Origin of the sequence: Pseudoflavonifractor sp. An184 (assembly GCF_002160305.1) — a bacterium.
In the GTDB taxonomy this organism is placed as follows: domain Bacteria; phylum Bacillota; class Clostridia; order Oscillospirales; family Oscillospiraceae; genus Lawsonibacter; species Lawsonibacter pullicola.
On the sequence record NZ_NFKI01000042.1, the window covers coordinates 1 to 25962 of the forward strand.

Here is a 25962-nt window from a genome sequence, read left to right on the forward strand (position 1 = left end):
ACCAGGAGGTAGAGAACTTGACCCTGCTGTCCTACAGCTATTGTATCACGGGCATCTCTAAGCCTGCTGATATCTGAATTATTAACTTTCAAACTTATTATACGAGGAGTGTTGTATATGAAACGACCGATCACCTCCGCCCTGCTGGCGGCGGCCCTGTCTCTGTCCCTGGTGGTACCGGCGGGGGCGGTGAGCTCCTCCACAGCGGTGGAGGCCATCCAGGCCCTGGGGATCATCACCGGGGACAGCTCCGGAAATCTGAACCTCTCCTCCCCCGTGACCCGGGCGGAGTTTGTCACCATGATGACGGCGGCCTCCAGCTATAAGGACAGCATCGGGGAGGGCAGCGGCATCTCCCTGTTTAAGGATGTGAAGAGCGACCACTGGGCCAGCGAGTACATCAAGCTGGCGGTGGAGCAGGGCTGGATGAGCGGATATGTGGACGGCACTTTCCGGCCGGACGAACAGATCACCCTGGAGGAGGCCTGCACCGCCCTTCTGAAAATGCTGGGCTACGACTCCTCCACCCTGGCTTGCTCCTACCCCTCCGCCCAGCTGTCCAAGGCATCCTCCGTGGGACTGCGTGACGACTTGGACGCGGTTCAGGGGGAGGCCCTCACCCGCCAGGACTGCGTCATGCTCTTCTATAACCTGCTGGTCAGCGACGACAGCAGCGGCACGGTATACGGCACTACCCTGGGCTATACCGTCACCAACGGCGAGGTGGACTACTCCACTCTGGTGACCGCCTACACCAAGGGCCCCTATGTGGCCAGCGCCGACAGGAGTCTCTCCCTCCCCTTCTCCTCCACGGGAGCCACCATTTACCGCAACGGCGCGCTGTCCAGCCTGTCTGCGGTTCAGGAGTACGACGTGTACTACTACAACGAAAATCTGCAAACAGTGTGGGTTTACAGCGACAAGGTCAGCGGCACCCTCACCGCCCTGTCCCCCAGCTCCGCCGCCCCCACCTCTATCACCGTGACCGGCACGGAGTATGAGCTGGGCACCTCCACCGCCATCTACAAGTGCTCCAGCCAGGGCGAGTTCTCCACCGGCGACGTGGTCACCCTCCTGCTGGGCATGAACGGTGAGGTGGTGGACCTGCTCTCCGCCGGCAGCGCCGGCTCCAGCACGTCCAGCATGGTCTACTATGGAACGGTGATCTCCAGCCAGAAGGGGGCCTCCAGCTCCTCCACCAGTTCCTCCAGCTCCTCCTCCGTGCAGACAGAGACCCAGGTAGCCTGTTCCGACGGCACAGTGCGCACCTTCTATACTGATACCGGGACCTACTCCGTGGGCCGGCTTGTGTCGGTAACATCGGACAGCTCGGGCACTACGATCCGCTCCATGCCGTCCAAGAGCCTCTCCGGCGCAGTCAGCAGCGACGGCTCCTCCTTCGCGGGCTACGATTTCTCCTCCGATGTGGAGATCCTGGACACTGACGGGGAGGGCGGCTACGCCCGCATCTACCCCTCCCGCCTTGCGGGCGAGACGCTGGAGGTTGGCGATGTGGCCTACTACACTCTGAACAGCGCGGGGGAGATCGATCATCTGATTTTGAACGAAGCTACTGGCGATACCCTGACTTATGTGTATGTCTCCTCGGCGGAGACCAATTCCGACGGCACCAGCGTATCCGGCTCTTACGCATACTACCAGGATGGCCAGCAATACACTCTCAGCGGCAATGTGATCTATCCGGCCAGGATCGGCGGCGCGGCGCTGTTCTATCAGGACGAGGAGCTGCAATCCATACGCCAATTGAGCAGCGTAACCCTCACTCAGCTCGGAACTCTGACCGCCATGGCGGACAACCAGACCTACACCCTGTCGGAAAATGTGCAGGTCCTGCTCCGGGGAACCGGCAGTACCGGCTACTACTCCACTACCCTTTCCGAAATCAACGCCAGCGATTACACACTCACCGGCTGGTACGACGACTTCGGCTATTCCGCCGGCGGCCGCATTCGGATCATTGTAGCCGTACCCAATTCATAACGGAGGACCTCATACGCCTAATGCGCACTGCGCCGCCGGGAGGAACTTCCTCCCGGCGGCGCAGGTTTCTCTGCTGTTCTGACACAAAAATGCCGTTACTTTCCCGCCGCTGCGCGGCGGAAAAGTCCTCGCTGCGCTCGCTGAACGCCTTGCCATGCAAGGCATTCAGAGCATTCGATCCCACTCGAGGCGGGCTGCCGCCCCCTCGAGCTCCCCCGCCAACTCTCGGGCGGATTCGTCTGAACAGAGGTTTTTCGACAAGCTGAAACGGCCCGCAGAGCACTCTGCGGGCCGTTTTTCAATGCGTATGTCGGTGGAACTTACAGGACCGGGTCCTGATGCTCCTCCTGGGGCTGGTCGCTCTCCAGGGTGATGGCCCCCTCCTCAAAGAGGGAGTCCTCGCCGTCCTCCCCCTCGTCCAGGAGCAGGTCCAGGCTCTCCTCCTCGTCCTCGGCGGGCGCCTCCAGGGCGTCGGCCACGATGGAGCCGGACTTCTTGCTGGTCAGGTTGCCCTCGTCGTCGATGGTGTCAAACTTCCGGTACTGAGCCAGGCCGGAACCGGCGGGGATCAGCTTACCGATGATGACGTTCTCCTTCAGGCCGCGCAGGTGGTCCACCTTGCCGCGGATGGCCGCCTCGGTGAGCACCTTGGTGGTCTCCTGGAAGGAGGCCGCGGACATCCAGGAATCGGTGGCCAGAGAGGCCTTGGTGATACCCATGAGCAGGCGGGTGCAGGTGGGCTTGCGCAGCTCCTCGCCCTCGGCGTTCTTCTCGCCCGCGTCGATCCGCTTCTGGATCTCCGCCTCGGCGTCCAGGAACTCGATGAGGTCGATGGTGGAGCCGGACAGCAGCTCGGAGTCGCCGGCGTCCTCCACCCGGACCTTGCGCATCATCTGACGGATGATGACCTCGATATGCTTGTCGTTGGTGTCAACGCCCTGCTGGCGGTACACCTTCTGCACCTCGCGGATGAGGTAGTTGTGGCATTCAGACAGCCCGCGGATGCGTAAGACCTCGTGGGGGGACAGGGCGCCCTCGGTGAGCTGCTCGCCCTTGACCACCACGTCGCCCTCCTTCACCCGGATGCCGGAGGCATAGGGCAGGGCGTAGGTCACCACCTCGCCGTCGTCGGCGGTGATGGTCACGTTGCACATGACGTTGCGCTTGGTCTCCTCGATGGACACCCGGCCGCCGATCTCGGCCAGCTGGGCCATCTTCTTGGGCTTGCGGGCCTCAAACAGCTCCTCCACTCGGGGCAGACCCTGGGTGATGTCGCCGCCGGCCACGCCGCCGGTGTGGAAGGTACGCATGGTCAGCTGGGTGCCCGGCTCGCCGATGGACTGGGCGGCGATGATACCCACCGCCTCGCCGGCGCCCACAGGCTCGCCGATGGCCAGGTTGATGCCGTAGCACTTGGCGCACACTCCGCTGCGGGCCCGGCAGGTGAGCACGGAGCGGATCTTCACCGCGTGGATGCCGTGCTTCTCCAAAACCTCCGCATCGTCCTTACGGAGCATGGTATCCTTGGTGAACAGGACCTCGCCAGTCTCCGGGTCCTTGATGTCGGCGGTGGGATAGCGGCCGTGGACGCGCTCGGCGAAGGTCTCGATGACCTGGCCGTGCTCCTCGATCTCGCTGACCTCGATGCCGTCGTCGGTGCCGCAGTCGTCCTCCCGGATGATGACCTCCTGGGACACGTCCACCAGACGACGGGTCAGGTAACCCGAGTCGGCGGTACGCAGAGCGGTATCGGCCATGCCCTTCCGGGCGCCTCGGGAGGAGATGAAGTACTCCAGCACGGACAGGCCCTCACGGAAGTTGGACTTGATGGGGATTTCGATGGTGCGGCCGGAGGTGTCGGCCATCAGGCCGCGCATGCCGGCCAGCTGACGGATCTGGGCCATGGAGCCACGGGCGCCGGAGTCGGCCATCATGAAGATGGGGTTGTAGCGGTCCATGGACTCCTGCAGGGCGTTGGTCACCTTTTTGGTGGTGTCATCCCATGCCTCCACAGACAGGCGGTAGCGCTCGTCGTTGGTAATCAGACCGCGGCGGTACTGCCGGTCGATCTTGACGATCTCCTTCTCCGTCTCGCCAATCAGCTCGTACTTCTTCTGGGGCACCGTCATATCGGCAATGGCAACCGTCAGAGAGCCGATGGTGGAGTAGTGATAGCCCAGGTCCTTGATGGCATCCAGCATGCCGGCGGACACGGTGAAGCCGTGCTTGGAGATACACCGGTCGATGATCTTGCCCAGCTGCTTCTTGCCCACCACGAAGTTGATCTCGGGCTCGAACATCTGCTCCGGGTCGGAGCGGTCCACAAAGCCCAGGTCCTGGGGGATGGCCTCGTTGTAGATGAGGCGGCCCACGGTGGTGCTCACCAGCTTGTACTTGGTGACGCCGTCCACCTCTTTGGACAGGCGGACCTTGATGGGGGAGTGCAGGGTGACCACCCCGGCGTCGTAGGCCAGCATGGCCTCGTCCCGGTCGGCAAAGCAGTGGCCGGTGCCCTCCTCCTCCCGCTCGAAGGTGAGGTAGTAGGCGCCCAGGATCATATCCTGGGTGGGGATGGTGACCGGGCCGCCGTCCTGGGGCCGCAGCAGGTTGTTGGCGGACAGCATCAGGATGCGGGCCTCGGTCTGAGCCTCGGCGGACAGGGGCACGTGGACGGCCATCTGGTCGCCGTCAAAGTCGGCGTTAAAGGCGGTACACACCAGGGGGTGGAGCTTGATGGCCCGGCCCTCCACCAGCACCGGCTCGAAGGCCTGGATACCCAGGCGGTGCAGGGTGGGGGCGCGGTTGAGCATCACGGGGTGCTCCTTGATGACGAACTCCAGGGCGTCCCACACGGCGGGCTCGCCCTTCTCCACCATCTTCTTGGCGGCCTTGATGTTGTTGGCGGAGCCGTCGTCCACCAGCTTCTTCATGACGAAGGGGCGGAACAGCTCGATGGCCATCTCCTTGGGCAGGCCGCACTGGTAGATCTTCAGGCTGGGGCCGACCACGATAACGGAACGGCCGGAGTAGTCCACGCGCTTGCCCAGCAGGTTCTGGCGGAAGCGGCCCTGCTTGCCCTTGAGCATGTCGGACAGGGATTTTAAGGCCCGGTTGTTGGCCCCGGTGACGGCGCGGCCCCGGCGGCCGTTGTCGATGAGGGCGTCCACCGCCTCCTGGAGCATCCGCTTCTCATTGCGGACGATGATGTCCGGGGCGTTGAGCTGGATCAGCCGCTTCAGGCGGTTGTTGCGGTTGATGACCCGGCGGTACAGGTCGTTCAGGTCGGAGGAGGCGTACCGGCCGCCGTCCAGGGGAACCATGGGCCGGATCTCCGGGGGGATAACGGGCAGCACGTCAATGATCATCCACTCGGGCTTGTTGCCGGAGAGGCGGAAGGCGTCCACCACCTCCAGGCGCTTGACGATGCGGGCCTTTTTCTGGCCGGAGGCGTCCTTCAGCTCGGCGCGGAGCTGGGTGGAGAGCTGCTCCAGGTCGATCTGCTGCAGCAGCTTCTTCACCGCCTCGGCGCCCATGCCGGCGTCGAAGTCGTCCTCGTACTTCTCCCGCATGTCCCGGTACTCCTTCTCGGACAGGATCTGGTTGCGGGACAGGGGGGTGTAGCCCGGATCAATGACGATATAGCTGGCGAAGTAGAGCACCTTCTCCAGAATCCGGGGGCTGATGTCCAGCAGCAGGCCCATCCGGGAGGGGATGCCCTTGAAGTACCAGATGTGGGAGACGGGGGCGGCCAGCTCGATGTGGCCCATGCGCTCCCGGCGGACCTTGGAGCGGGTGATCTCCACGCCGCAGCGGTCGCAGATCTTGCCCTTGTAGCGGATCTTCTTGTATTTGCCGCAGTTACACTCCCAGTCCTTGGTGGGGCCAAAGATCCGCTCGCAGAACAGGCCGTCCTTCTCCGGCTTCAAAGTGCGGTAGTTGATGGTCTCCGGGCGCTTTACCTCGCCGTAGGACCAGGCGCGAATCTGTTCGGGGGAGGCGATCCCGATCTGAATGGCGTCAAACTCAGCATAACTCATGTGTTGTAATCTCCTCCCGTCAATTAGTTATAGTCCTCGTCGGAGTCGAAGCGGTCCTCGTCTCCGCTCTCGTCCAGGTCCATATCCATGGCCAGGTCGTCGTCGTCGCTGTCGCCCTTGAAGGTGAAGCCGCCGGCGGAGGCCAGCTCGCTCTCCTTCTCCTCCTGGTAGGCGTAGTCGTCGTCCCGGTCATAGTAGTCGTCCCGGCTGCCGGGCTGATAGGTGTCCTCGTCCTCGTCCTTCAGCTCGATCTCGTTGCCCTCGGCGTCCAGCACCTTCATATCCAGACACAGGGACTGGAGTTCCTTGATGAGCACCTTGAAGGACTCGGGCACGCCGGGCTTGGGCACGTTGTGGCCCTTGACGATGGCCTCGTAGGTCTTCACACGGCCGGTGACGTCGTCGGACTTCACCGTCAGGATCTCCTGCAGGGTGTAGGCGGCGCCGTAGGCCTCCAGGGCCCACACCTCCATCTCGCCGAAGCGCTGGCCGCCGAACTGGGCCTTGCCGCCCAGAGGCTGCTGGGTGACCAGGGAGTAGGGGCCGGTGGCGCGGGCGTGGATCTTGTCGTCCACCAGGTGGTGCAGCTTCAGGAAGTACACATAGCCCACGGTGACCGGGTTGTCAAAGCGCCGGCCGGTGCGGCCGTCGTACAGCCAGTTTTTGCCGTCCACCAGGCGCAGCTGTCCGGCCTTCTGCCACTCCCGCACCTGGGCCTTGTCCTCCATCTCCTCGGGGGTGAGGGGACGGATGCCGTTCTCGGCGGTCTCGTCGGGCAGATAGAGCTGCTTGCCGATGAGGGGCTCGTCGTAGCCCACCTCGCGGGCCAGGCCGGCCATCTTCAGGCACTCCTGGATGTCCTCCTCGGTGGCGCCGTTGAAGATGGGGGTGGCCACCTTCCAGCCCAGGGTCTTGGCGGCGTAGCCCAGATGGACCTCCAGCACCTGACCGATGTTCATACGGGAGGGCACGCCCAGGGGGTTCAGCACGATGTCCAGGGGGGTGCCGTCGGGCAGGAAGGGCATATCCTCCTGGGGCAGGATGCGGGACACCACGCCCTTGTTTCCGTGGCGGCCGGCCATCTTGTCGCCCACGGAGATCTTACGCTTCTGGGCGATATAGACGCGGACGCACTGGTTGACGCCGGGGCCCAGCTCGTCGCCGTTCTCCCGGGTGAAGATCTTCACGTCCACGATGGTGCCGCTCTCGCCGTGGGGCACCTTCAGGGAGGTGTCGCGGACCTCACGGGCCTTCTCGCCGAAGATGGCCCGGAGCAGCTTCTCCTCCGCGGTGGCCTCGGCCTCGCCCTTGGGGGCCACTTTGCCCACCAGGTAGTCGCCGGCGTGGACCTCCGCGCCGATGCGGATGATGCCGTGCTCGTCCAGGTCCCGCAGGGCGTCCTCGCCCACGTTGGGGATGTCGCGGGTGATGGTCTCGGGACCCAGCTTGGTGTCACGGGCCTCCAGCTCATACTCCTCGATGTGGATGGAGGTGAACACGTCCTCCCGCACCATGCGCTCGTTGAGCAGCACGGCGTCCTCGTAGTTGTAGCCCTCCCAGGTCATAAAGCCCATGAGGATGTTCCGGCCCAGAGCGATCTCGCCCCGGTCGGTGGAGGGGCCGTCGGCCAGCACGTCCTGGAACTCCACCCGCTGGCCCACGTCCACGATGGGGCGCTGGTTGATGCAGGTGCCGTGGTTGGAGCGCAGGTACTTGGTCAGACGGTACTCCTTGGTGGTGCCGTTGTCATATTTTACGGTGATATACCGGGCGGACACCTTGGTGACGGTGCCGGGACCCTCGGCCAGGATGGCCACCTCGGAGTCGATGCAGTTCTTGTGCTCCTGGCCGGTGGCCACGATGGGGGCCTCGGGGCGGAGCAGGGGCACGGCCTGACGCTGCATGTTGGCGCCCATCAGGGCGCGGTTGGCGTCGTCGTTCTGCAGGAAGGGGATCATGGCCGTGGCGATGGACACCATCATCTTGGGGGACACGTCCACGTAGTCCACCTGGCTGGCGGGCACGGAGATGATCTCGTTGCGGTGGCGGCAGGTGATGCGCTCGTTGACAAAGCGGTTGTTCTCGTCCACCGGCTCGGTGGCCTGGCAGATGGTGTACTCGTCCTCCACGTCGGCGGTCATATACTCGATCTCATCGGTGACCTGGCCGGTGGCCTTGTCCACCTTGCGGTAGGGGGTCTCGATGAAGCCGTAGCGGTTGATGCGGGCGTAGGAGGCCAGATAGGAGATCAGGCCGATGTTGGGACCTTCGGGGGTCTCAATGGGGCACAGACGGCCGTAGTGGCTGTAATGGACGTCTCGCACGTCGAAGGAGGCCCGGTCACGGCTCAGACCGCCGGGGCCCAGGGCGGACAGGCGGCGCTTGTGGGTCAGCTCGGCCAGGGGGTTGGTCTGGTCCATGAACTGGCTCAGAGGGCTGGAGCCGAAGAACTCCTTGATGGCGGCGGTGACAGGGCGGATATTGATGAGGCTCTGGGGGGTGACCACATCCAGGTCCTGGGTGGTCATGCGCTCCCGGATGACCCGCTCCATGCGGCTGAAGCCGATGCGGAACTGGTTCTGGATCAGCTCGCCCACGCAGCGCAGGCGGCGATTGCCCAGGTGGTCGATGTCGTCGTGGGTGCCCACCCCGTGGGCCAGGCAGTTCAGGTAGTTGATGGAGGCCATGATGTCCTCGGCGGTGATGTGCTTGGGAATCAGGTTGTCCAGATTCTCCTTCACCAGGTCCTGGAAGTCCTCGTCGGACAGGCCCTCGGCCTCCCGGCGGTCCAGCAGCTGGCACAGCACCGGGAAGGAGACCATCTCGGTGACGCCGCAGGCCTCGGGATCGAAGTCCACAAAGTTCTTCATGTCCACCATGTTGTTGGCGAACACCTTCACCTGCTTGCCGTCCACGTCCAGAACGGCCTCGTTCACGCCGGCGTTGTCCAGCTCCTTGGCACGCTCCCGGGTGAGGGTCTCCCCGGCCTCGGCGATGATCTCGCCGGTGCGGGGGTCGGCCACGGGCAGGGCCAGGGTGCGGCCGGACAGGCGGGTCCACAGGGCCATCTTCTTATTGAACTTATAGCGGCCCACAGCGGACAGGTCGTACCGGCGGGGGTCGTAGAAGGTGGCGTTCAGAAGGGTCTCGGCGGAATCCAGCGTGGGGGGCTCGCCGGGACGGAGCTTCCGATAGATCTCCAGCATGGCCTCCTCATAGGTCTTGCAGGGGTCCTTCTCCATGGTGGCCAGGATGCGCTCGTCCTCGCCGAACATCTCAATGATCTCCGCGTCGGTCTTGGGGCCCACGGCGCGGATCAGGCAGGTGATGGGCAGCTTGCGGTTCTTGTCGATGCGCACATAGAACACGTTGGACAGGTCGGTCTCATACTCCAGCCAGGCGCCCCGGTAGGGGATGACGGTGGTGCCGTAGGTGTGGTTGTCCGCCTTGTCCGCCGTGTCGGTGAAGTACATGCCGGGGGAGCGGGTGATCTGGGAAACGATGACGCGCTCGGCGCCGTTGATGACAAAGGTGCCGGAGTTGGTCATGATGGGGAAGTCGCCCATGAAGATCTCCTGCTCCTTGATCTCCTCGGTCTCCTTGTTGCGCAGGCGGACCTTCACCTTGATGGGGGCGGCGTAGGTGGCGTCCCGGGCCTTGCACTCCTCCACGTCGTACTTGGGCTTCTCGTCCATGGAGTAGTCGATGAAGCTCAGCTCCAGGTTGCCGGCGTAGTCGGTGATGGCCTCCACATCCCGGAACACCTCCCGCAATCCGGTGTCCAGGAACCACTGGTAGGAGTTCTTCTGGACCTCCAGCAGGTTGGGCATGTCCAGGATCTCCTGGTACCGGGCAAAGCTCTTGCGCTTTGTCTTGCCATACATTACGTCCTTTACGACCATGCTAAAAAATCAACTCGCTTTCTTCTGCACTGAACGGGTGGATCTCCAGTTTTTCCGGTCCGTTCGCCGGGAAAACTGCCCTTCGCTTTGTGAAAAACCTACAATTCCGGGGGGAGGGCCGCTTTCCGAACGCCCGGACGCGTTGATAAGTTTCCCTGCATGTGCCTTGCCTTTTCCCGAAACCTGTGTTACACTGGCTCCAGTTTAAAAGGGGAAGTGGCCCTTTCACACAGGGACATAAAAGCATTTTATTGTACCATGCCTGGCAATTTTTTGTCAAGCCCTCTCCCCTATTTTTCAGAATATTTTTTGTAACTGCCCGCGGTCCTTCCCCTGGACCGCGGTTTTTTCTGCCTCACGCCCCCGGCAGTCTGCACTCCCCCTCTCTTTTTGTGCCTCCCACACAAAAAGAGAGCGTTCTCTCTTGACTTTCCTGTCACTATGCGCTACAATGTGTTCGGGAATAGCGATATTCGATATTTTGGCCGGCGGCTCCCCAGCGCCCGCCCGCCGAGCCCCAACTTCAAAAGGAGGATGTACCGCTATGAAAAAGATCCTGCGCCCCATCCTGTGCGGCGGCGTGCTGGCCGCCCTGCTGTGCACCCCGTCCCTGGCGGCGGAGCAGGGGGACTTCTCCCTGCTGGTGAACGGAGAGCCGGTGACCTTCACCGACGCCGCCCCGGTGCTGAAGGACGGCCGCTCCTTCCTGCCCGCCGTCACCACCTTCCAGGCCCTGGGCTTTGCCCAGGAGGACATCGTCTGGGACGGGGAGACCCAGACCGTCACCGCCTCCAAGGACGGCGCCGCCATCTCCCTCACCGTGGGCGACTCCGCCGTGACCTGGACCGGCCCCAGCTGGTCCCAGACCTCGGAGGACGGCACCTCCGGCTCGGCCGGCGGCTCCGGCGGCATCGCCTACCTGGACACGGCACCCTACATTGACCCCGCCACCAACCGGACCTACATCCCCGTTGGCCTGGTGGCCGACATTCTGGGCTGCCGGGTGGCCTGGGATGGAGAGACATCCACCGTCATCATCGACGATGTGGACGCCATCCTGGCGGAGAACACTGAGACCTACGAGCTCATGGACCAGTACCTGGACTACGCCCGGAAGTATTCTCAGGGCAATTATCAGGTAGAGGGCTCTTATCTGCTCACCTCCGCCCCTGGTGAGATGGAGTCTGGAGTGGAAATCATTCACACCGTAGGCGGCGATTACAGCCTAATTTCCAGCCAGACGGCCATGCAGCTGGACCTGGGCGTCAGCATTGGCGGCACCATCATGGGCGCCCCCATCTCCCCCACCGACATGGACCTGGACCTGCGGGCCGATCTGGACACCGGCATGCTCTATCTGTATTTCCAGTCCGAGGACCTGGAGCAGCTGATGAACAACAACGTCCAGGTCAACGGAGAGACCATAGAATTTCAGATCCCCGACCAGTGGTACAGCCTGGACATGAAGGCGGTGTACGACGAGGCCTACGGCCCCGGCTTCTATGAGGAGCTGATCGCCCTGAGCGCCGTCAGCCAGGAGGCTGCCTTCGCACAGACCCTGGAGGAGCTTTTGAAGAGCGACACCCTGACCCTCACCAGCACCGCCACCACCTCCGACTACCTGGAGGCCCTCAACCAGCTGCTGGGGGACAGCCACTTCCAGAAGTCCGGCTCCACCTACACCAGCACCCTGGAACAGGACGGCGTCACCATCCTCTTCCATCTGTACACCAGCGGCAGCCAGGTGAACGGCTATGGCCTGGAGATGACCACCGCCGACCCCGAGGCCCAGATGACCATGAGCATGGAGATGAAGGGGGACGACATGAGCCTCCTCCTGGAAATGGCCGGCATGACCATGGAGATGGACGGCGCCTATCGTCCCTCCAGCGCCGCCCCCGAAACCGAGCCTCCCGCCGGCGCCACTGTGGTGGACCTGTGGGAACTACTCACCACCCCCGTCAGCGAACTCTGATCCCACAGCTCCGCAATCGATCATTCTTCGTAAAAAGGCCCCGCCACACGGCGGGGCCTTTTCGCCTTAAAGCACAAGCTCATCCTTAAACTTCCCTTCTTTTCCTTGCAATTTTCTGAAAAAGGGAATATGATGATTTTATCAAGCCCGGTCTTTCGAGGGAATTCTTTGGCCTAACCCACACCGGGGCATATCCAGCTGTCCGCGCCATCCCATTATTTGACAAGGAGGAACCCGTAATGAAGCATCTTCTACGCCCCATCCTGTGCGGCGGCGTATTGGCCGCTCTGCTGTGCACCCCATCCCTGGCCGCCGGCGAGGGAGACTTCTCCCTGCTGGTCAACGGGGAGCCGGTCACCTTTTCCGACGCGGCCCCGGTGCTGAAGGACGGCCGCTCCTTCCTGCCCATGGCGGCCACCTTTGAGGCCCTGGGCTTCCCCGCCGACCAGATCCTTTGGTCTCCATCGGCTCGGACGGTCACCGCCGTCAAGCCCGACGTGACCTATATCAACTTCCAGGGGGAGCAGGCCCAGGGGGATCTGACCGTCCAGATGGCCATCGGCTCCACCACCTTCTCCGTCCAGTATGAGGGGAACACCACCGCCGGTCCCCACGGTGACACTGTCCAGGTGGTGAACGACTACACCGCCGACGCGGCTCCCTACATCGACGCCGCCACCAGCCGCACCTACATCCCCGTTGGCTTGGTGGCCGACGCCCTGGGCTACCGGGTGGCCTGGGACGCGGAGACCTACACCGTCATCATCGACGACGTGGAGGCCATTCTGGCGGAAAACACCGAGACCTACGAGCTCATGGACCAGTATATGGACTACGCCGACCAGTACAGCCAGGGCACTTATCGGGTGGACGGCTCCCTCGCTTTCAATATGTCAGACTCCTTTGACAAGGTGGACCTGACCGGCGACTACGACATGTTTACCAGCCAGACTGCTCTCCAGTTTGACGCCGACCTGGCCATCAACGCGGATATGAGCGGCCTGGAGTTCGTCCTGCCCAACCTGGACATCGCCCTGCGCTATGATCTGGAGGCCGGCGCCTTCTACTTCCAGTCCCAGGCCCTCACCGCCTCGGATGTCTGGTACTGCCTGGATATGAAGGCGCTGTATGACGAGGCCTACGGCCCCGGCTTCTATGAGGAGCTCATCGCCCTGGACGCCGCCAGTGCCAGTGAGGATATGACCTTCGCTCAGGCTCTGGAGGAGATTCTGAAAAGCGATGCTCTCCCCCTCACCAGCGAGTTCACCACCAAGGACTACCTGGACCTCTTTAACTACGTCCTGGCCGACAGCGCCTTTGAGCGCTCCGGCTCCACCTACACCAGCACCCCCATTGATCTGGAGGAGGACGGCAGCCGCATTCTGGTCGCCTTCCATCTGTACACCAGCGGCGGGAAGGTAAACGGCTATGGCCTGGAGATGACCATTGCCGACACCGAGGGGACCGCTCTGGCTTTGACCGCTGAGATGCGGGACAGCAAAATGGAGATGCTCATGGACTTCCAGATGCCCGGAGAGCTCTCCATGACCATGGAAATAGACGGCGCCTATCAGCGCACCAGCACCGCCCCCGCCACCGAGCCCCCCGCCGGGGCCACCGTGGTGGACCTGATGGACGCCCTCACCGGCGACATTGACCCCGCTCCTGAACCCGAAGCCGCCTGATTCTCCTCTGACCAAAATAATTTGGGCCCCGCCGTTTCGGCGGGGCCCTCGCAGTTTATGGCGCGGTTGTCTGGGCGGCGGCCTGTCTGGCCTTCTTCTTCCGCTTGGCGGCCATATACCGGTCCTCCTCGCTGAAAATACAGCCGCAGTATTTCTGCATGTAAAATCCGTGCTCCCGGGCGAACTCCTGCCCGGCCTGGAACAGGGAGCGGAAGTCCCGGTACAGAAACTCCACCCCGTATTTCTCCCCCATGGCCTGGGCCGTAGCCCGGATGGCCTCGTGGTTCTGGTAGGGGGAGATGAGCAGGGAGGTGGTAAAGGAGTCATAGCCGTTTTCGGCGGCGTACCGGGCGGTCTCCTCCATCCGCACCCGGTAGCAGTAGGCGCACCGGCCGTCGATGTTATCCGCCACATTGGTAATAAAGGTGCGCAGGTCATAGGAGCCGCCGATGATGAGCTTCATCCCGATCTCTTTGGAGTACTCCTCCAGGGTGCGCTTCCGGGCCTGATACTCGGTGTAGGGGTGGATATTGGGGTTGAACCAGAACCCGGCGACGGAGAGCCCCTCCGACCGCAGCAGGTCGATGGGCCGGTTGGCGCAGGGGGCGCAGCAGATGTGCATCAAGGTATTCATAGGCAAGTGTTTCACTCCAGCTCTAGTATGGTGACATGGAGCCCCTTCCGCAGGGCGTAGGCCAGGGTCTGGGCGGTTCCGCCCTTGGGCTCGCCGTCGTAGACGGCCAGCAGCCGGGCGGACCGGTCCACCATGTACCGGTTCCGGCGCATCATGCAGAAGCGGTCGTACCGGTGCTGAACCAGCGTCTCATAGTCGCACCGGTCCAGGATGGACTGGTACCGCGCCCGCTCCTCCTCCGGCCAGCGGTCGGCCTGGCTCTCGCAGGGACGGGCGCACTCCAGGAGCACATCGGGGCGGCGCTCCTTCAGCGCCAGCACCGCCTCGGCAAAGTACAGATCGGCCCCCCGGGCCATGCCGGAGATGAAGTGCCGGACTCCGGCGGCGTACTCCTCCTCCAGGGCGGCGGCAATCCGCCCCTTCAGGGCCACGCAGCGGGGGTCCTCCTCCCGGGTGCCCCATGGCAGCTTACTGGGCCGGTGTCCGGTAAAACAGCAGGTGTCCTTCTCCTCCACGCCGGAGCCCTCCTCTCCCATCAAGTACCGCCATTGTAGCCCAAAATGCCGGAGAAGTCAACGAAAATCGAAAGTTTGTTCCATTCTCGTCCCCCGCCTTGAAAATAGGGGGTTGCATTTTCCCGGAAAATGCGTATAATGAAGCATGGACAACTGAACGAACAGTCTTCAGGGCGGGGTGAAAGTCCCCACTGGCGGTACAGTCCGCGACCGGACGCAGTCTCAGAAACTGATATTGCGTCCGCTGACCCGGTGAAACTCCGGGACCAACGGTTACAGTCCGGATGGAAGAAGATGTGTGTCAAAACAATAGCCGTGCGCCTTGGCGTGCGGAAAGCGCACCTCCTTTGTTGTTTTTGCACCTGGAAGACTTGAGCTTTCAGGGGTACCAAAAACAAAAAGGAGTGTTTTTTATGTCCGCACCATCCATGACTCAAAACCCTGTCCGCACCAAGATGGACACCAGGACCATCGTAAGCCTGGCGATGCTCACCGGAATCGCCTACATTGTTATGCTGGTCTCCAAGCTGATGCCCAGCGTAATGTTCCTGGACTTCGACTTCAAGGACGTGGTCATCTGCATCGGCGGCTTCACCTTCGGGCCCTCCGCCGCCGCCATTATCTCTATCCTGGTGGCCTTTATTGAAATGATCACCATCAGCACCACCGGTCCCATCGGCTTTATTATGAACGCTCTGGCCACCTGCGCCTTCTGCTGTACCGCCTCTTTTATTTACAAAAAGATGCACACCAAGAAGGGGGCTGTGCTGGGGCTCGCCTGCGGCGTGGTCTGCCTGGTGGTGGTAATGCTGCTTTGGAACTATCTGATCACCCCCCTGTACATGACCGGTTTCTCCCGGGCAGATGTGGCCGCTCTGCTGCCCACCCTGTTCCTCCCCTTCAACCTGGCCAAGGGCGGCATGAACATGGCCGCCACCCTGCTGCTCTATCCCCCGGTGGTGGGCGCTCTGCGCCGCTCCGGCGTGGTGCCCCAGTCTCAGAACAGCCAGGGAAAGAAGTTCAGCGCTGGCTTCGCGCTGTTTGCTCTGGCTCTGCTGGCCACCTTCGTGCTGTTTGCCCTGGTGCTGGCCGGAGTCATTTAATCTGATCTCATTAAAACGGCGCGGTCTAGTGACCGCGCCGTTTTTCGCGCTTTTTCTGCTGCCGGAGCCGGAATTGTTCCTCCTGTTCCGCCCGTCTCTGGGCGGAGCGCCGGGCGCGGCGCTCCAGGCCGTCCGCCTCCCGCTGCCGGGCGAGGGCCTCCTGTGCCTTGGTGGATGCTCCGGCGGTCCGGGCCGCCTTTGCCGCCTCCCGCTGGAGCCGCTTGGGGTTGGCAGGAACGGCTCTAGGCCTCTCCCCCGCCTCCGCGGCGGTGAAGGGCAGGCGGTGCCAGGATGTCAGCACCCACTGGTACACCTGGGCGTCCGAGGGCTCCGCCCCGAACACCACCCGGGCGGCCTGATAGCCCTCCTCCGTCCACCGCTCCCCGATCCCCACCCAAAAAGGGGGCTGGAACAGCACCGTAAAACGGCATTCATTCCGATCCATATTCAGTTTCCTCCCATATCCAAAGATATGGAGAATGGACGACCCGGGAGGGAGGGTTACTGACGGGAGCGCGGCCCGCGGACGGACTACCAACCGCCCTGTGTTTTTATCTCCAAGAAAATTGTACTGGGTTTATACGGGGCTGTCAAGGAAGGAGGATATTCGCAGGGGATTTCGCCGCCTGCGGGCGGCGAGTGACTTTGCCCTCGGCGGCAAAGTCACCAAAACGCCGCTGGGGACGGCTCCGATGGGCACTAGCGTGCCCATAGTCGCCTTTCCCCAGACCCCTATTACGGGGGACGCGTACCTGTTAGGTTGAGCAAAATTTCCGGCGCGCAAAATCTGAGTGGCGGTCTAAACTCCCGCCGGGCCACTGGGCCCTGGGCTTGCAAAAATCGCCGCTGTTGCGGTTTCATTCCCGCGCCTTGATTTACCGAGCAAACGCTCCCGGTGCTGGATACGCCGTAGGGGCGGGGCCATGTGGCCGCCCGTAAGCCTTCCCCCCTGGGGGGAAGGTGCCCCAGTGCGCACACTGGGGCGGATGAGGGGGCAGGTCACCACCCGCCCTTTTGTAGGGGCGGCACACTGGGCCGCCCGCCCTCTACGCCGCCCCGCTCCCGTCGGGCTCCAGGGGCTGGGCCCCGTTCTCCCCGTAAAAATCAGGGTCATGTTCGGGCATGTTCTCCGGGTTGGAGGGCGTCTCCTCCGGGTCGATGGGGAGGGTCACCGTGTTCTCGGCCTCCGGCCAGACCCCCTCAATGGCGGTCACTTCCCCGTTCACCACCGTGAGCTGGAAGAGGTCCGGGTAAAGCGCGCTGGACAGGCCGGTGAGAAACGGCATATCCGTCGCTGAAATCTGAGCGTCCTCCGCCAAGGGCAGGGTGTATCGGGTGTGGTCCGAGTCCTGCCCCAGCTCATTGCAGGGGTCCACGCTGATCCCCGCTACCCCGTGAAGCAGCATCGCTCCTCCCATCCCGGCGGCATATACCTCTCCGCAGTAGCCGGTGAAGTCCAGGCCGGCGGCCGTCAGGTCCAGCCGGGACTGGGCATCCAGCCAGATTCCGGAGACAGCCCCCGCGTCCTCTCCCGTCTCCACCAGGACCAACTGGCCGGGCAGTCCGGCCTGGGACATATCCAAGGTGTAGACCTGGGCCGTGGGATTCAGTGGATACCGGTTCCCGTTGTAGGTGTGGTATAGTGACACATCTTCGGTGAGGGAAGCGGTCTCCCGCTCCAGGCCGCCCATCTGCGCCCAAAAGCCCTCCCGGTCCTCCCACTGCTCTAGCGTCATGGGGATGTAGGTGACGCTCCGGTTATCCCGGTCGATGTTCTCCACCCACGCATATTGAACAGTAAATGCCTCAGACGCGCCCGTCTTAGGCTCCTCTTCTAACCTCTGACAGCCCACCAGCGACCCGGACAGAAGGACGGCCGCCCCGGCCAGCACCAGGACCACGCGCCCCTTCCGCTTGGGAGCAGTATCCATCATGGCCCGGAACCGGGCGAACACCTCCCTCTTGCTGCCGGAAAACCCGGTGGTGAGGCCGGAGCAGCCCCGGTCCCGCCCGGCAATCTGGTCCAGGATGGCCCGGCCATAGGCCCGGCGAGCCTCCTCCCCCTGGCCGTTCAGCAGGTCGTAGTCACAGCACAGCTCCATGTCCCGCCGGGCCGTGCGCACCATGAGCCACACCAGGGGATTGAACCAGTGGACACACCGGGCCAGGGTCATCAGGAGCATGTACCAGGTATCCCTGTGCTTCAAATGGGTCAGCTCATGGGCCAGGGCCCAGGAGAGGGCCTCCGCCGGAAGCTCCCTGGGGAGCAGGATGGCGGGGCGGACGATCCCCACCAGACAGGGGGACTTCAGCCCGGAGACGCGAAAAAGGCGGGGCAGCCTCTCGACCTTTTCCTGGGCGCAGAGCTCCGACATCTTTTCTACACTCCCATGGATGAGAGGAAGTTTGCGCCGCCTCACCCTCCCCCACATCCGCAGACATTCCGCCACCAGGAGAAACAGGCTCACCGCCAGCCCCGCCGCCCAGATCCGTTCCCACCGGAACAGGATGGACCAAGAGCCGCTTATCCCCTCCAGGCGGAACAGCTTGAAGTCGTAGAGATGATGCTCCACTTGCTCGTCGTCCGTGTACCACACCTCATAAGTGGTATCGCCGCGGAACCCGCCCACCATGGTGCCCTGGTATCCATACGGGAGCGCGTCTGCTTCGTCTGCGGCCATGCCGTCATACTCCGGCGCCGTCCGCTCCTCCACCGCCTGTGGTACCGGGATCTGCAGCAGGGCGGACCGTTCCCCCGTTCCTGGCAGCAGGGGCCGGAGCACCGGAAAGAGGAGCAGGACCGCCGCCAGCACTCCCCAGGCACAGTACCGCCAACGGGGTGTGAAATGCCTGGACAGCAGGGGACCCGCGGCCAAAAACAGGAGAATGCACACGCTTCCCCCCAGCGTGACAGACATCAGCGCGCTTAAATTGTCCAGCATCTCACTTCTCCCCCTTCTCCAAAATCCGCTCCAAAGCGGCCACGTCCTCCTCGGTCAGTTTTGCATCCGGGTAGAGGGAGACCACCAGACTGGACAGGGAGCCCCCGTGCAGGCGCTCCAGGAAGGAGCGGCTCTCACTGGAGAGGTAGTCGGCCTCCTGCACCAGGGGGGTGTAGGCGTTGGCGCGCCCCTCCTTGGCGCCCGCCACAAAGCCCCGCTCCTCCAGGCGGGAGAGGAGCTTCAACAGCGTGGGGGCCTTCCAGCTCTTGTCCAGCTTTTGGGCGATGTCCCCGGTGTGGGCGGGGTAGTCCCCCAGGGCCCACAGGGCCTTCATCACCTCCAGCTCCGCGTCGGGGAGGCGGGGATAGGTCGGTTTCATATTACGTCCCTCCTTTTAGTTTATTTAGACACTTGTCTTTTTCTTTATTTTACAGTTGTCTAAATAAAATGTCAATAGGAGGTTTCTATATACCAGGAGATTTTCGCCGCCTGCGGGCGGCGACCTCCTTTGCCCATGGCGGCTCGTCGTCGCAAAGTCCGCTTGTCTCCGTTTCCGCCTGGCGGCGAAAACTGCGCCCGCTCCCTTGTTCCTCCTTTTCCCGGCGAACCCGCTTCGCTGGGCTTCGCCGGGAGTCACGATGGATTAGGCAAAACGCCACCGGGGACGGCTCAGGATGAGCGCTTCGCGCTCATATTCGCCTTTCCCCGGCCCCCATTACGGGGGGACGCGTACCTGTTGGGATGTGTAAAATTTCCGGCGCGTGGAAATCTGAGTGGTTGGTCTAAATTTCCACCGGCCCACTGGGGCCTGGGTTAAGCAAAAATTGCAACTGTTGCGGTTCCATTTCCGCGCCTGGCCGGGCCGAGCAGGTGATAGCCGGTCCGTTATCGGCAGGACGGTCTGGGACCGGCCCCCACGCAAAAGGAGGGACTGCTTCCGGATACGCCGTAGGGGCGGGTCCTAGACCCGCCCGCTCTGGGGTTCAAACATGCCCTCGTAAAACCGTAGGGGCGACCCTTGCGGTCACCCGTCGCGGGGAACCCACTCCAGCCCGTAGGGGCGGCACACTGGGCCGCCCGGTTTCTATGATCGGTGGAAGGCACAGGCGGTTTGGATGGACGGACCTCATCCGCCCCAGTGTGGGCATTGGGGTGCCTGTCCCTATCCCCTCTGTCGCTGCGCGACATCATCCCTACCTCTTTTGGCCTTCGGCCATTTCCCCCTGACATGGGGAATCGGCCCCTTGATAAGGGGAGTAGGCCCCCCCGGGGGAGGCTTACGGACGGCAACATGGTGTCGCCCCTACGGCGAATCCAGAAGCCACATCTTCTTTCACAGGGGCCGGTCCCAAACCGGCCCGCGATTACGGACCAGTTATCACCTGCTCGTCAAGGCCAGGCGCGGTACGAAAACCGCATCTGCTTCAATTTTCCACCACGCCAGGCCCCAGTGGGCCGGGAGGAAACGCAAATCGCCACTCAGATTCTGCGCGCCGGAAATTTTGCAAAATCCATCAGGTACGCGTCCCCCGTAATAGGGGTCTGGGGGAAAGCCGTCATTGGCGAACGCAGTTCGCCTCTGCGGCGTCCCCCAGCGTCTTTTGGTTCCTTTTCCACGTGGAAAAGGAACTCGCCGCCGGGGCGGCGAAACTCCCCGAAAGCCCAAAAAACACTCACCCCGCCGACACATCCCTCCGGGTCAGATGCCGGACGGACAGGGCAAAGAACATCAAAATATAAACCCCGCATCCCAGCAAAAACGGCCCCAGGTCCAGCTCCATCGTGGGGTTATTGGCCCGCATCCCCAGGCACAGCAGGGAGTAGGGAAAGGCGTACCCCAGCCCCTGGGAGGTGAGCATCAGCCCGGCGATGCCCCCCGCCAGAGCCATAGCCACCGGGATGGCAAAGGCCCGGATGACCAGGGACAGGTAGAGCTGCAAAGCGCACACCGCCGCGCCGCCCAGCGCCCCGAAGAACAGCCAGCCGGGCAGCTCCGGCGGGATCGGGTCGGTGAGCCCTGCCAGCTTGCCGGAGAGCACAAAGAGCGCTCCGATGGCCGCCTGGGCCAAAAAGGACACCCCCGCCGCCAGGACAAGTTTGGCCAGGTACAGGTCCCGGGCTGGGACCGGGGCGGTCATGGCCTGGTTCCAGTTGTGGTCCGTGTGCTCCAGCCGCCACTGCCAGGCGCAGAACACCCCCAGCTGGGCGGGGAGGAAAAACAGGGAGGCAAACAGCACGTGCTGGGTCCAGAGGCTGTACCACTGGCTCTTCAGCACCTCCAGATTGCCCAGATAGTTGACCGTCCCCAGGATGGCCGGAAACAGGGGGAGCACCACGAAGGCCAGCCACACGGGGCTTCTCCGGCACTTCATCAGCTCCGCCCGAATGGAACGCAACAGCATAATCAGACCTCCTTCCGGACGAACAGAGTCCGTCCCGCCATCAGAAAGGCCAAGCCCCATGCCAGGAGCAGCCCCACGTCCAGGGGCTCCGGGACCCGCCAGTAGAAGGCGGTGAACCGGGTGGCCTCGTCCCAGTGCATCCCCGCCAGGGACATCAGGCCGTAGTACCCCCAGGGGATGACCCTCTGAATGCCCACCGGGAACAACAGGGAGAGCAGGCCCGCAAAGCTGCCGAAAATGCCGCAGATCAGGGGGACAGCCTGGTTGGCAAAGCGGAGGGACAGCCCCTGCTGGAGAAAAAAGAGCGCCATGGACACCCCCCAGGTAATGAGCGTAAACCAGGCAAAGCGGCTCCAGGGCACGCCGCCCGGGAACTCCATTGCGATCCCCAGGAGCACAAAGAGGACGGTCCGCACCAGAGAGACGGCCCCCAGCACCAGCGCCCCCCAGATCAGCTTGGCGGCGTACAGCCGCCCCGGAGTGGTCGCCGTCTCCAGCAGCTTCAACGTGGCCCCCTTGTGCTCGATCTCGCAGTTCCGGCTGGCCAGGACGGCGGTGCCCAGGGGAAACAGGATGGCGTCCACCATTGCTAAATTGTACAGGGTGAGCATCCAGCCCTGGAGCAGGTCCTCCGGGTCCTGACGGGCCAGATAGACCCCGAACCACACCAGCTCGGCCCCCAGCAGCCCGGCGCAGATGAGGAAAATCTGCCGCCGGCGGCATTTATAAAATTCCAGACGGACCAGGGTGCTCATAGGCTCGCCGCCTTTCCGCCGGTAAGCTCCAGGAAGATGTCCTCCAGGCTCTTCTGCCGCTCCTCCAGCCGGAGCACGTCCACCCCGTGTCCGATCAGGTACCGGATGAGCTTGGCCGCGTCCGGGTCGTCCAGCCGGGGGAGCAGGATATAGTCCTCCTCCTGGGCGCAGGGGACCCGGCCCTGGCGGAGGAGCTTCAGGGCCCCCTCGTTGTCTCCGGTACGCAGGGCCAGGTTGTGGCGGCTGTGCTGGTGGAGGGTCTCCAGGGTGTCCTGAAAGACCAGCTCCCCCTCCCGGATGATGCCCACATGGTCGGCCATCTGGTCGATCTCGCTCAGGAGGTGGCTGGACACCAGCACCGTCATGCCGAACCGGGCGGGCAGGGAGCAGATGAGCTCCCGCATCTCCTGGATGCCCGCCGGGTCCAGGCCGTTGGTGGGCTCGTCCAGGATCAGCAGCCGGGGAAAGCCCAGCAGGGCGGCGGCCAGCCCCAGCCGCTGCTTCATGCCCAGGGAGTAGTGGGCCACCTTTTTGCTGCGCTGCCCCTCCAGCCGGACGATCTCCAGCACCTCGTATACGTCCTTCTCCGGCACCCCCCGCAGAGTCTGGACCACCTTTAGATTCTCCTCCCCGGTGAGGTGGCCGTAGTAGCTGGGGCTCTCAATGAGGCTGCCCACCTGCTTGAGCATGTCCAGGCGGTTGTGCCCGTTGACCTCTTTTCCAAAGACGGAGATGGACCCCGCCGTGGGGTGGACCAGCCCCAGGATCATTTTCAGGGTGGTGGACTTGCCCGCCCCGTTTGGTCCGAGAAATCCGTAGATGGCCCCCTCCGGGACCTTTAAATCCAAGCGATTCACCCGCAGGACCTTGCCGTACTGCTTGCACAGGCCCTGAGTCCGCACGATGTCTGCCATAGGGAAAACACCTCCTTGTGAGATGCTCCTATTGTAGCGTTCTCACCTTACACGCCCATGAAGGCCACCTTACGTTTCCCTTACTTTTTGCCCCCAGGGGGTGCGCCGGAGGAAAACCTGTGGTATCCTAGGGACAGGTGATGGATATGAGACAACGGATTTTACTGGTGGACGACGAGCCGGAGCTGCGGCGGATGGTGGCCAGCCTGCTCACCGGGGCGGGCTATGAGGTCCTGGAGGCCGCCGACTGCGCCCAGGCCCGGGCGGCCATGGCGGCCCGGCGGCCGGACGCGGTGCTGCTGGACGTGATGCTCCCCGACGGGGACGGGTTCTCCCTCCTGCCGGAGCTGCGGCGGTCCGGGGATGTGCCGGTACTGTACCTGTCCGCCCGGGACGAGAACGCGGCCCGGCTCCAGGGCTTGGGCCTGGGAGCGGACGACTACATCACCAAGCCCTTCCTCCCTCAGGAGCTGATCCTGAGGCTGGGGGCGGTGCTGCGGCGGGTATACGGCGGGCGGCCGGAGGACGACGCCCTGACGCTAGGGCCAGCCACCGTCCACTGGGGGACCGGCACCGTGACCCGTCCGGAGGGGGAGGTCTCCCTCACCGCCAAGGAGTTCGCCCTTCTGAAAAAGCTGGCGGACAACCGGGGGAACATCGTCACCATCGACGCCCTGTGCGCCGCCCTCTGGGACGGCCCCATGGTGGGGTATGAGAACACCCTGATGGTCCACATCCGCCGCCTGCGGGAGAAGATCGAGGCGGACCCCTCCCACCCCAGGTACCTGCTCACTGTGCGGGGGCTGGGCTACCGCCTGGCCCGGGAGGAACAGGCATGAGGGCGCGGAACGGGCTGAAGGCGGCGGGTCTGGTGGCCGCCTCCGCCCTGCTGATCGTAGTCCTCACGGCGGCCGGGCTGCTGGCCTTCATCTTCTACAATATGAGCGCCGGCCGGGATTGGACCGCCCCTTCGGAGAAGGTGTCCGCCGCCCTGATCTGGTCGGGGAACGGATACACCTTCACCGGTGAGGAATTATTGGGGGAGCAGCGCTGGGCCATGCTCATTGGCCTGGACGGACAGGTGGTCTGGTCCCTGCGGAAGCCGGCGGACGTGCCCGAGGCATACAGCCTCACCGACGTGGCCTCCTTCACCCGGTGGTATCTGAACGACTACCCGGTCCAGTGCCGGGTGCGGGATGACGGCCTGTTGGTCATCGGCTCCCCCAAGGGGAGCGTGTGGAAGCACGACATGTCCATGGGCATGGATGTTCTGCTCCAGATCCCTCTGTGGTTTGCGTTTCTCTTTTTTCTGGCCATCGGCTGTGTGCTGGGGCTGGCCTTTCTGTTCCTCCGGAAGTGGTTCCGCCAGGCCCAGCAGGTGCGGGATACCGCCCGGTCCAATTGGGTGAACGGGGTCTCCCACGACATCCGCACCCCGCTGTCCATGGTCATGGGCTACGCCAACCAGCTGGAGGAGGACCCGGCCCTCCCCCCCGCCCGGCGGGAGCAGGCGGCCATCATCCGCCGCCAGAGCCAGACCATCCGGGACCTGGTGAACGACCTGAATCTCACCATGCGCCTGGACTATGAGATGCAGCCCCTGCGGAGGGCCCGGCTCCGCCCGGCGGCCCTGGTGCGTCAGGCGGCGGCCGACCTCATTAACGGCGGTCTGGAGGACCGATACTCCCTGGAGGTGGACGTCCCCCCGGAGGCAGAGGAGGTCACCCTCCTGGCCGACGAGGGGCTTTTGAAGCGGGCTCTGATGAATCTTATGAACAACGGGGTGCGCCACAACCCGGACGGCTGCGCCATCACCGTCCGACTCGCCCTCCAGGGAGCGGAGTGCGCGCTGGAGGTGGACAGCGCCGGGGGACCGGGCGCGCCGGAGACGCCGCCCACCGCTCCCCCGTCCGTCCTCAACGAGGACGGCTCCGCCCCCCACGGGACCGGGCTGAAGCTGGTGGAGCAGATCGCCCGGGCCCACGGAGGGCGGTTTGAGATTGTACAGAACGGGGCGCACTTCCGGGGGCGGATCCTCCTGCCCGCCGGCCAGGCCCAAATATAAAGCGAGAGGCGTGCTGCACGCACCTCCTCGCTTATGCCGGGACCGCCTCCCGCAGGTTCCCCAGCTCCCCCTGGTAGACCGGGCGGAACCGCTCCATCTGACAGAAGTCGGCGGGCCGGACCAGCTCCGGAGCCTTCCCCAGCTCCACCGCCCCGGAGCGCTCCAGCAGAGAGGCCGCAAATTGGGAACAGAAGTAGTGGTTTTCCCGGGGCATGGGGTGGTTGAAGTAACAGGCCACCGCCCCCAGCAGATTGTAGTGGTAGCGGTCTTTCTGCGCATACATCCGGTCAATCTGGCGGCGCAGCCGCTCATAGACCGGAAGGGGGACGCTCAGTGCATAGAGACAGCAGGGAATCTGCTGTCTCTTGGTCTGGACCTCCAAACGTATCTCCTCCATCACCAGCCCCGCCGGGAGGGCGAAGCGCGCATACTTCCGCGCGAAGCTGTAAAAGGGGCCGTTGGGGCCGTCCAGGCCGATGGAGGCGTGGGTGTAGCAGTCATCGGTGGCCAGATGAATCAGCCGGGAAAACCAGGTCCCCGAGCGGGTCAGCAGAATATAAACGCTCTTTTCCGGACACAATCTGTCCTCCATAAATACCTCCCCCTCTCTTCTGGCTCCAGCATATCAGACAGACCATAATCTTCCTTGAAGGAAGCATTAAGTTTTTCATAAAATTCTCTGGAAGCAGATTCAGAAATCTCCGGAGTGAAAAAACAAAAAAGGGGGTTGACAGTGCGGAAGTAGTGTGGTAACATATACCTCGCGCTAAGGAACAGCGCATTTCACCTCTGCGCGAGTGGTGGAATTGGTAGACTCGCTGGCTTCAGGTGCCAGTGCTCGCAAGGGCGTGCGGGTTCGACTCCCGCCTCGCGCACCAAAAAGAAAGACATGACCTTTGGTCATGTCTTTCTTTTTGGGTTCTGGCCGCCGGAGGCGGCCTCCACCCTCTGGGATTTCAATGCTCGGGGCGGCAAAGCCGCCCCTGCGCCAAGGTTTTCGCCTGCGGCGAAAACGCTTGTACGGCGCACCCG

General features: G+C 63.4%; 17 protein-coding genes, 1 tRNA gene and 1 riboswitch. Of the genes, 7 read left to right on the forward strand and 11 right to left on the reverse strand.

The annotated features are described in order from the left end of the window. Positions 1-117 precede the first annotated feature (117 nt). Positions 118-2001, forward strand: a complete 1884-nt coding sequence (locus B5F19_RS12555) for an S-layer homology domain-containing protein (protein ID WP_087290975.1) — start codon at positions 118-120, stop codon at positions 1999-2001. Positions 2002-2321: 320 nt separating this feature from the next. Here B5F19_RS12555 and rpoC read toward each other — a convergent pair whose 3' ends face one another. Continuing rightward, positions 2322-6038 (reverse strand): DNA-directed RNA polymerase subunit beta', encoded by a 3717-nt coding sequence (gene rpoC / locus B5F19_RS12560; RefSeq protein ID WP_087290977.1) that lies wholly within the window; start codon positions 6036-6038, stop codon positions 2322-2324. Between the two features lie 23 nt (positions 6039-6061). Next, complete coding sequence (rpoB, locus tag B5F19_RS12565; protein WP_242972807.1) at positions 6062-9922, reverse strand: DNA-directed RNA polymerase subunit beta; 3861 nt, start codon at positions 9920-9922, stop codon at positions 6062-6064. Between the two features lie 562 nt (positions 9923-10484). Here rpoB and B5F19_RS12570 point away from each other — a divergent pair. Beyond that, positions 10485-11915 (forward strand): copper amine oxidase N-terminal domain-containing protein, encoded by a 1431-nt coding sequence (locus B5F19_RS12570; RefSeq protein WP_162612576.1) that lies wholly within the window; start codon positions 10485-10487, stop codon positions 11913-11915. A 239-nt stretch (positions 11916-12154) separates the two neighbouring features. Continuing rightward, on the forward strand, positions 12155-13600 hold the full coding sequence (locus B5F19_RS12575; RefSeq protein ID WP_087290983.1) for a copper amine oxidase N-terminal domain-containing protein: 1446 nt from the start codon (positions 12155-12157) through the stop codon (positions 13598-13600). Between the two features lie 55 nt (positions 13601-13655). On the opposite strand, the gene B5F19_RS12580 is transcribed toward B5F19_RS12575, so the two are convergent. Together B5F19_RS12580 and B5F19_RS12585 are read right to left on the reverse strand one after the other, a co-directional pair. Further along, positions 13656-14234: an epoxyqueuosine reductase QueH gene (locus B5F19_RS12580; RefSeq protein ID WP_204248331.1), complete on the reverse strand. Its 579-nt coding sequence runs from the start codon at positions 14232-14234 to the stop codon at positions 13656-13658. An 11-nt stretch (positions 14235-14245) separates the two neighbouring features. Continuing rightward, positions 14246-14749, reverse strand: a complete 504-nt coding sequence (locus B5F19_RS12585; protein ID WP_087291008.1) for an SLOG family protein — start codon at positions 14747-14749, stop codon at positions 14246-14248. Between the two features lie 160 nt (positions 14750-14909). Beyond that, a riboswitch (FMN riboswitch) is annotated at positions 14910-15049 on the forward strand. 113 nt (positions 15050-15162) lie between these two features. Here B5F19_RS12585 and B5F19_RS12590 point away from each other — a divergent pair. Next, positions 15163-15852 (forward strand): ECF transporter S component, encoded by a 690-nt coding sequence (locus tag B5F19_RS12590; protein WP_242972808.1) that lies wholly within the window; start codon positions 15163-15165, stop codon positions 15850-15852. Between the two features lie 25 nt (positions 15853-15877). Here B5F19_RS12590 and B5F19_RS12595 read toward each other — a convergent pair whose 3' ends face one another. The 6 genes from B5F19_RS12595 to B5F19_RS12630 all read right to left on the reverse strand — a co-directional run bounded on the left by B5F19_RS12595 (position 15878) and on the right by B5F19_RS12630 (position 22865). Next, positions 15878-16297: a YjdF family protein gene (locus B5F19_RS12595; RefSeq protein ID WP_087290985.1), complete on the reverse strand. Its 420-nt coding sequence runs from the start codon at positions 16295-16297 to the stop codon at positions 15878-15880. Between the two features lie 601 nt (positions 16298-16898). Then, positions 16899-18794 (reverse strand): M56 family metallopeptidase, encoded by a 1896-nt coding sequence (locus B5F19_RS12600; protein WP_087290986.1) that lies wholly within the window; start codon positions 18792-18794, stop codon positions 16899-16901. Between the two features lies 1 nt (position 18795). Then, positions 18796-19173: a BlaI/MecI/CopY family transcriptional regulator gene (locus B5F19_RS12605; RefSeq protein ID WP_087290987.1), complete on the reverse strand. Its 378-nt coding sequence runs from the start codon at positions 19171-19173 to the stop codon at positions 18796-18798. A 1294-nt stretch (positions 19174-20467) separates the two neighbouring features. Continuing rightward, a complete protein-coding gene (locus tag B5F19_RS12620) occupies positions 20468-21196 on the reverse strand; it encodes an ABC transporter permease (protein ID WP_087290993.1) in 729 nt (242 codons plus the stop codon). A gap of 2 nt (positions 21197-21198) precedes the next feature. Further along, complete coding sequence (locus B5F19_RS12625) at positions 21199-21951, reverse strand: ABC transporter permease (protein WP_087290995.1); 753 nt, start codon at positions 21949-21951, stop codon at positions 21199-21201. Next, positions 21948-22865, reverse strand: a complete 918-nt coding sequence (locus B5F19_RS12630) for an ATP-binding cassette domain-containing protein (RefSeq protein WP_087290998.1) — start codon at positions 22863-22865, stop codon at positions 21948-21950. Before B5F19_RS12630 ends, B5F19_RS12625 begins: the two co-directional genes overlap by 4 nt. Before the next feature lie 146 nt (positions 22866-23011). Here B5F19_RS12630 and B5F19_RS12635 point away from each other — a divergent pair, with 146 nt between their 5' ends. Next, positions 23012-23704, forward strand: coding sequence for a response regulator transcription factor (locus B5F19_RS12635; protein ID WP_204248330.1), 693 nt, complete (start codon positions 23012-23014; stop codon positions 23702-23704). Beyond that, entirely contained in the window at positions 23701-24930 is a 1230-nt protein-coding gene (locus B5F19_RS12640) for a histidine kinase dimerization/phospho-acceptor domain-containing protein (protein WP_087291002.1), read from the forward strand. Before B5F19_RS12635 ends, B5F19_RS12640 begins: the two co-directional genes overlap by 4 nt. A 31-nt stretch (positions 24931-24961) precedes the next feature. On the opposite strand, the gene B5F19_RS12645 is transcribed toward B5F19_RS12640, so the two are convergent. Beyond that, positions 24962-25522: a hypothetical protein gene (locus B5F19_RS12645; protein ID WP_087291004.1), complete on the reverse strand. Its 561-nt coding sequence runs from the start codon at positions 25520-25522 to the stop codon at positions 24962-24964. 199 nt (positions 25523-25721) lie between these two features. On the opposite strand from B5F19_RS12645, the gene B5F19_RS12650 reads away from it, so the two are divergent. Then, positions 25722-25808 (forward strand) — tRNA-Leu (locus B5F19_RS12650). The last annotated feature ends 154 nt before the right edge of the window (positions 25809-25962 follow it).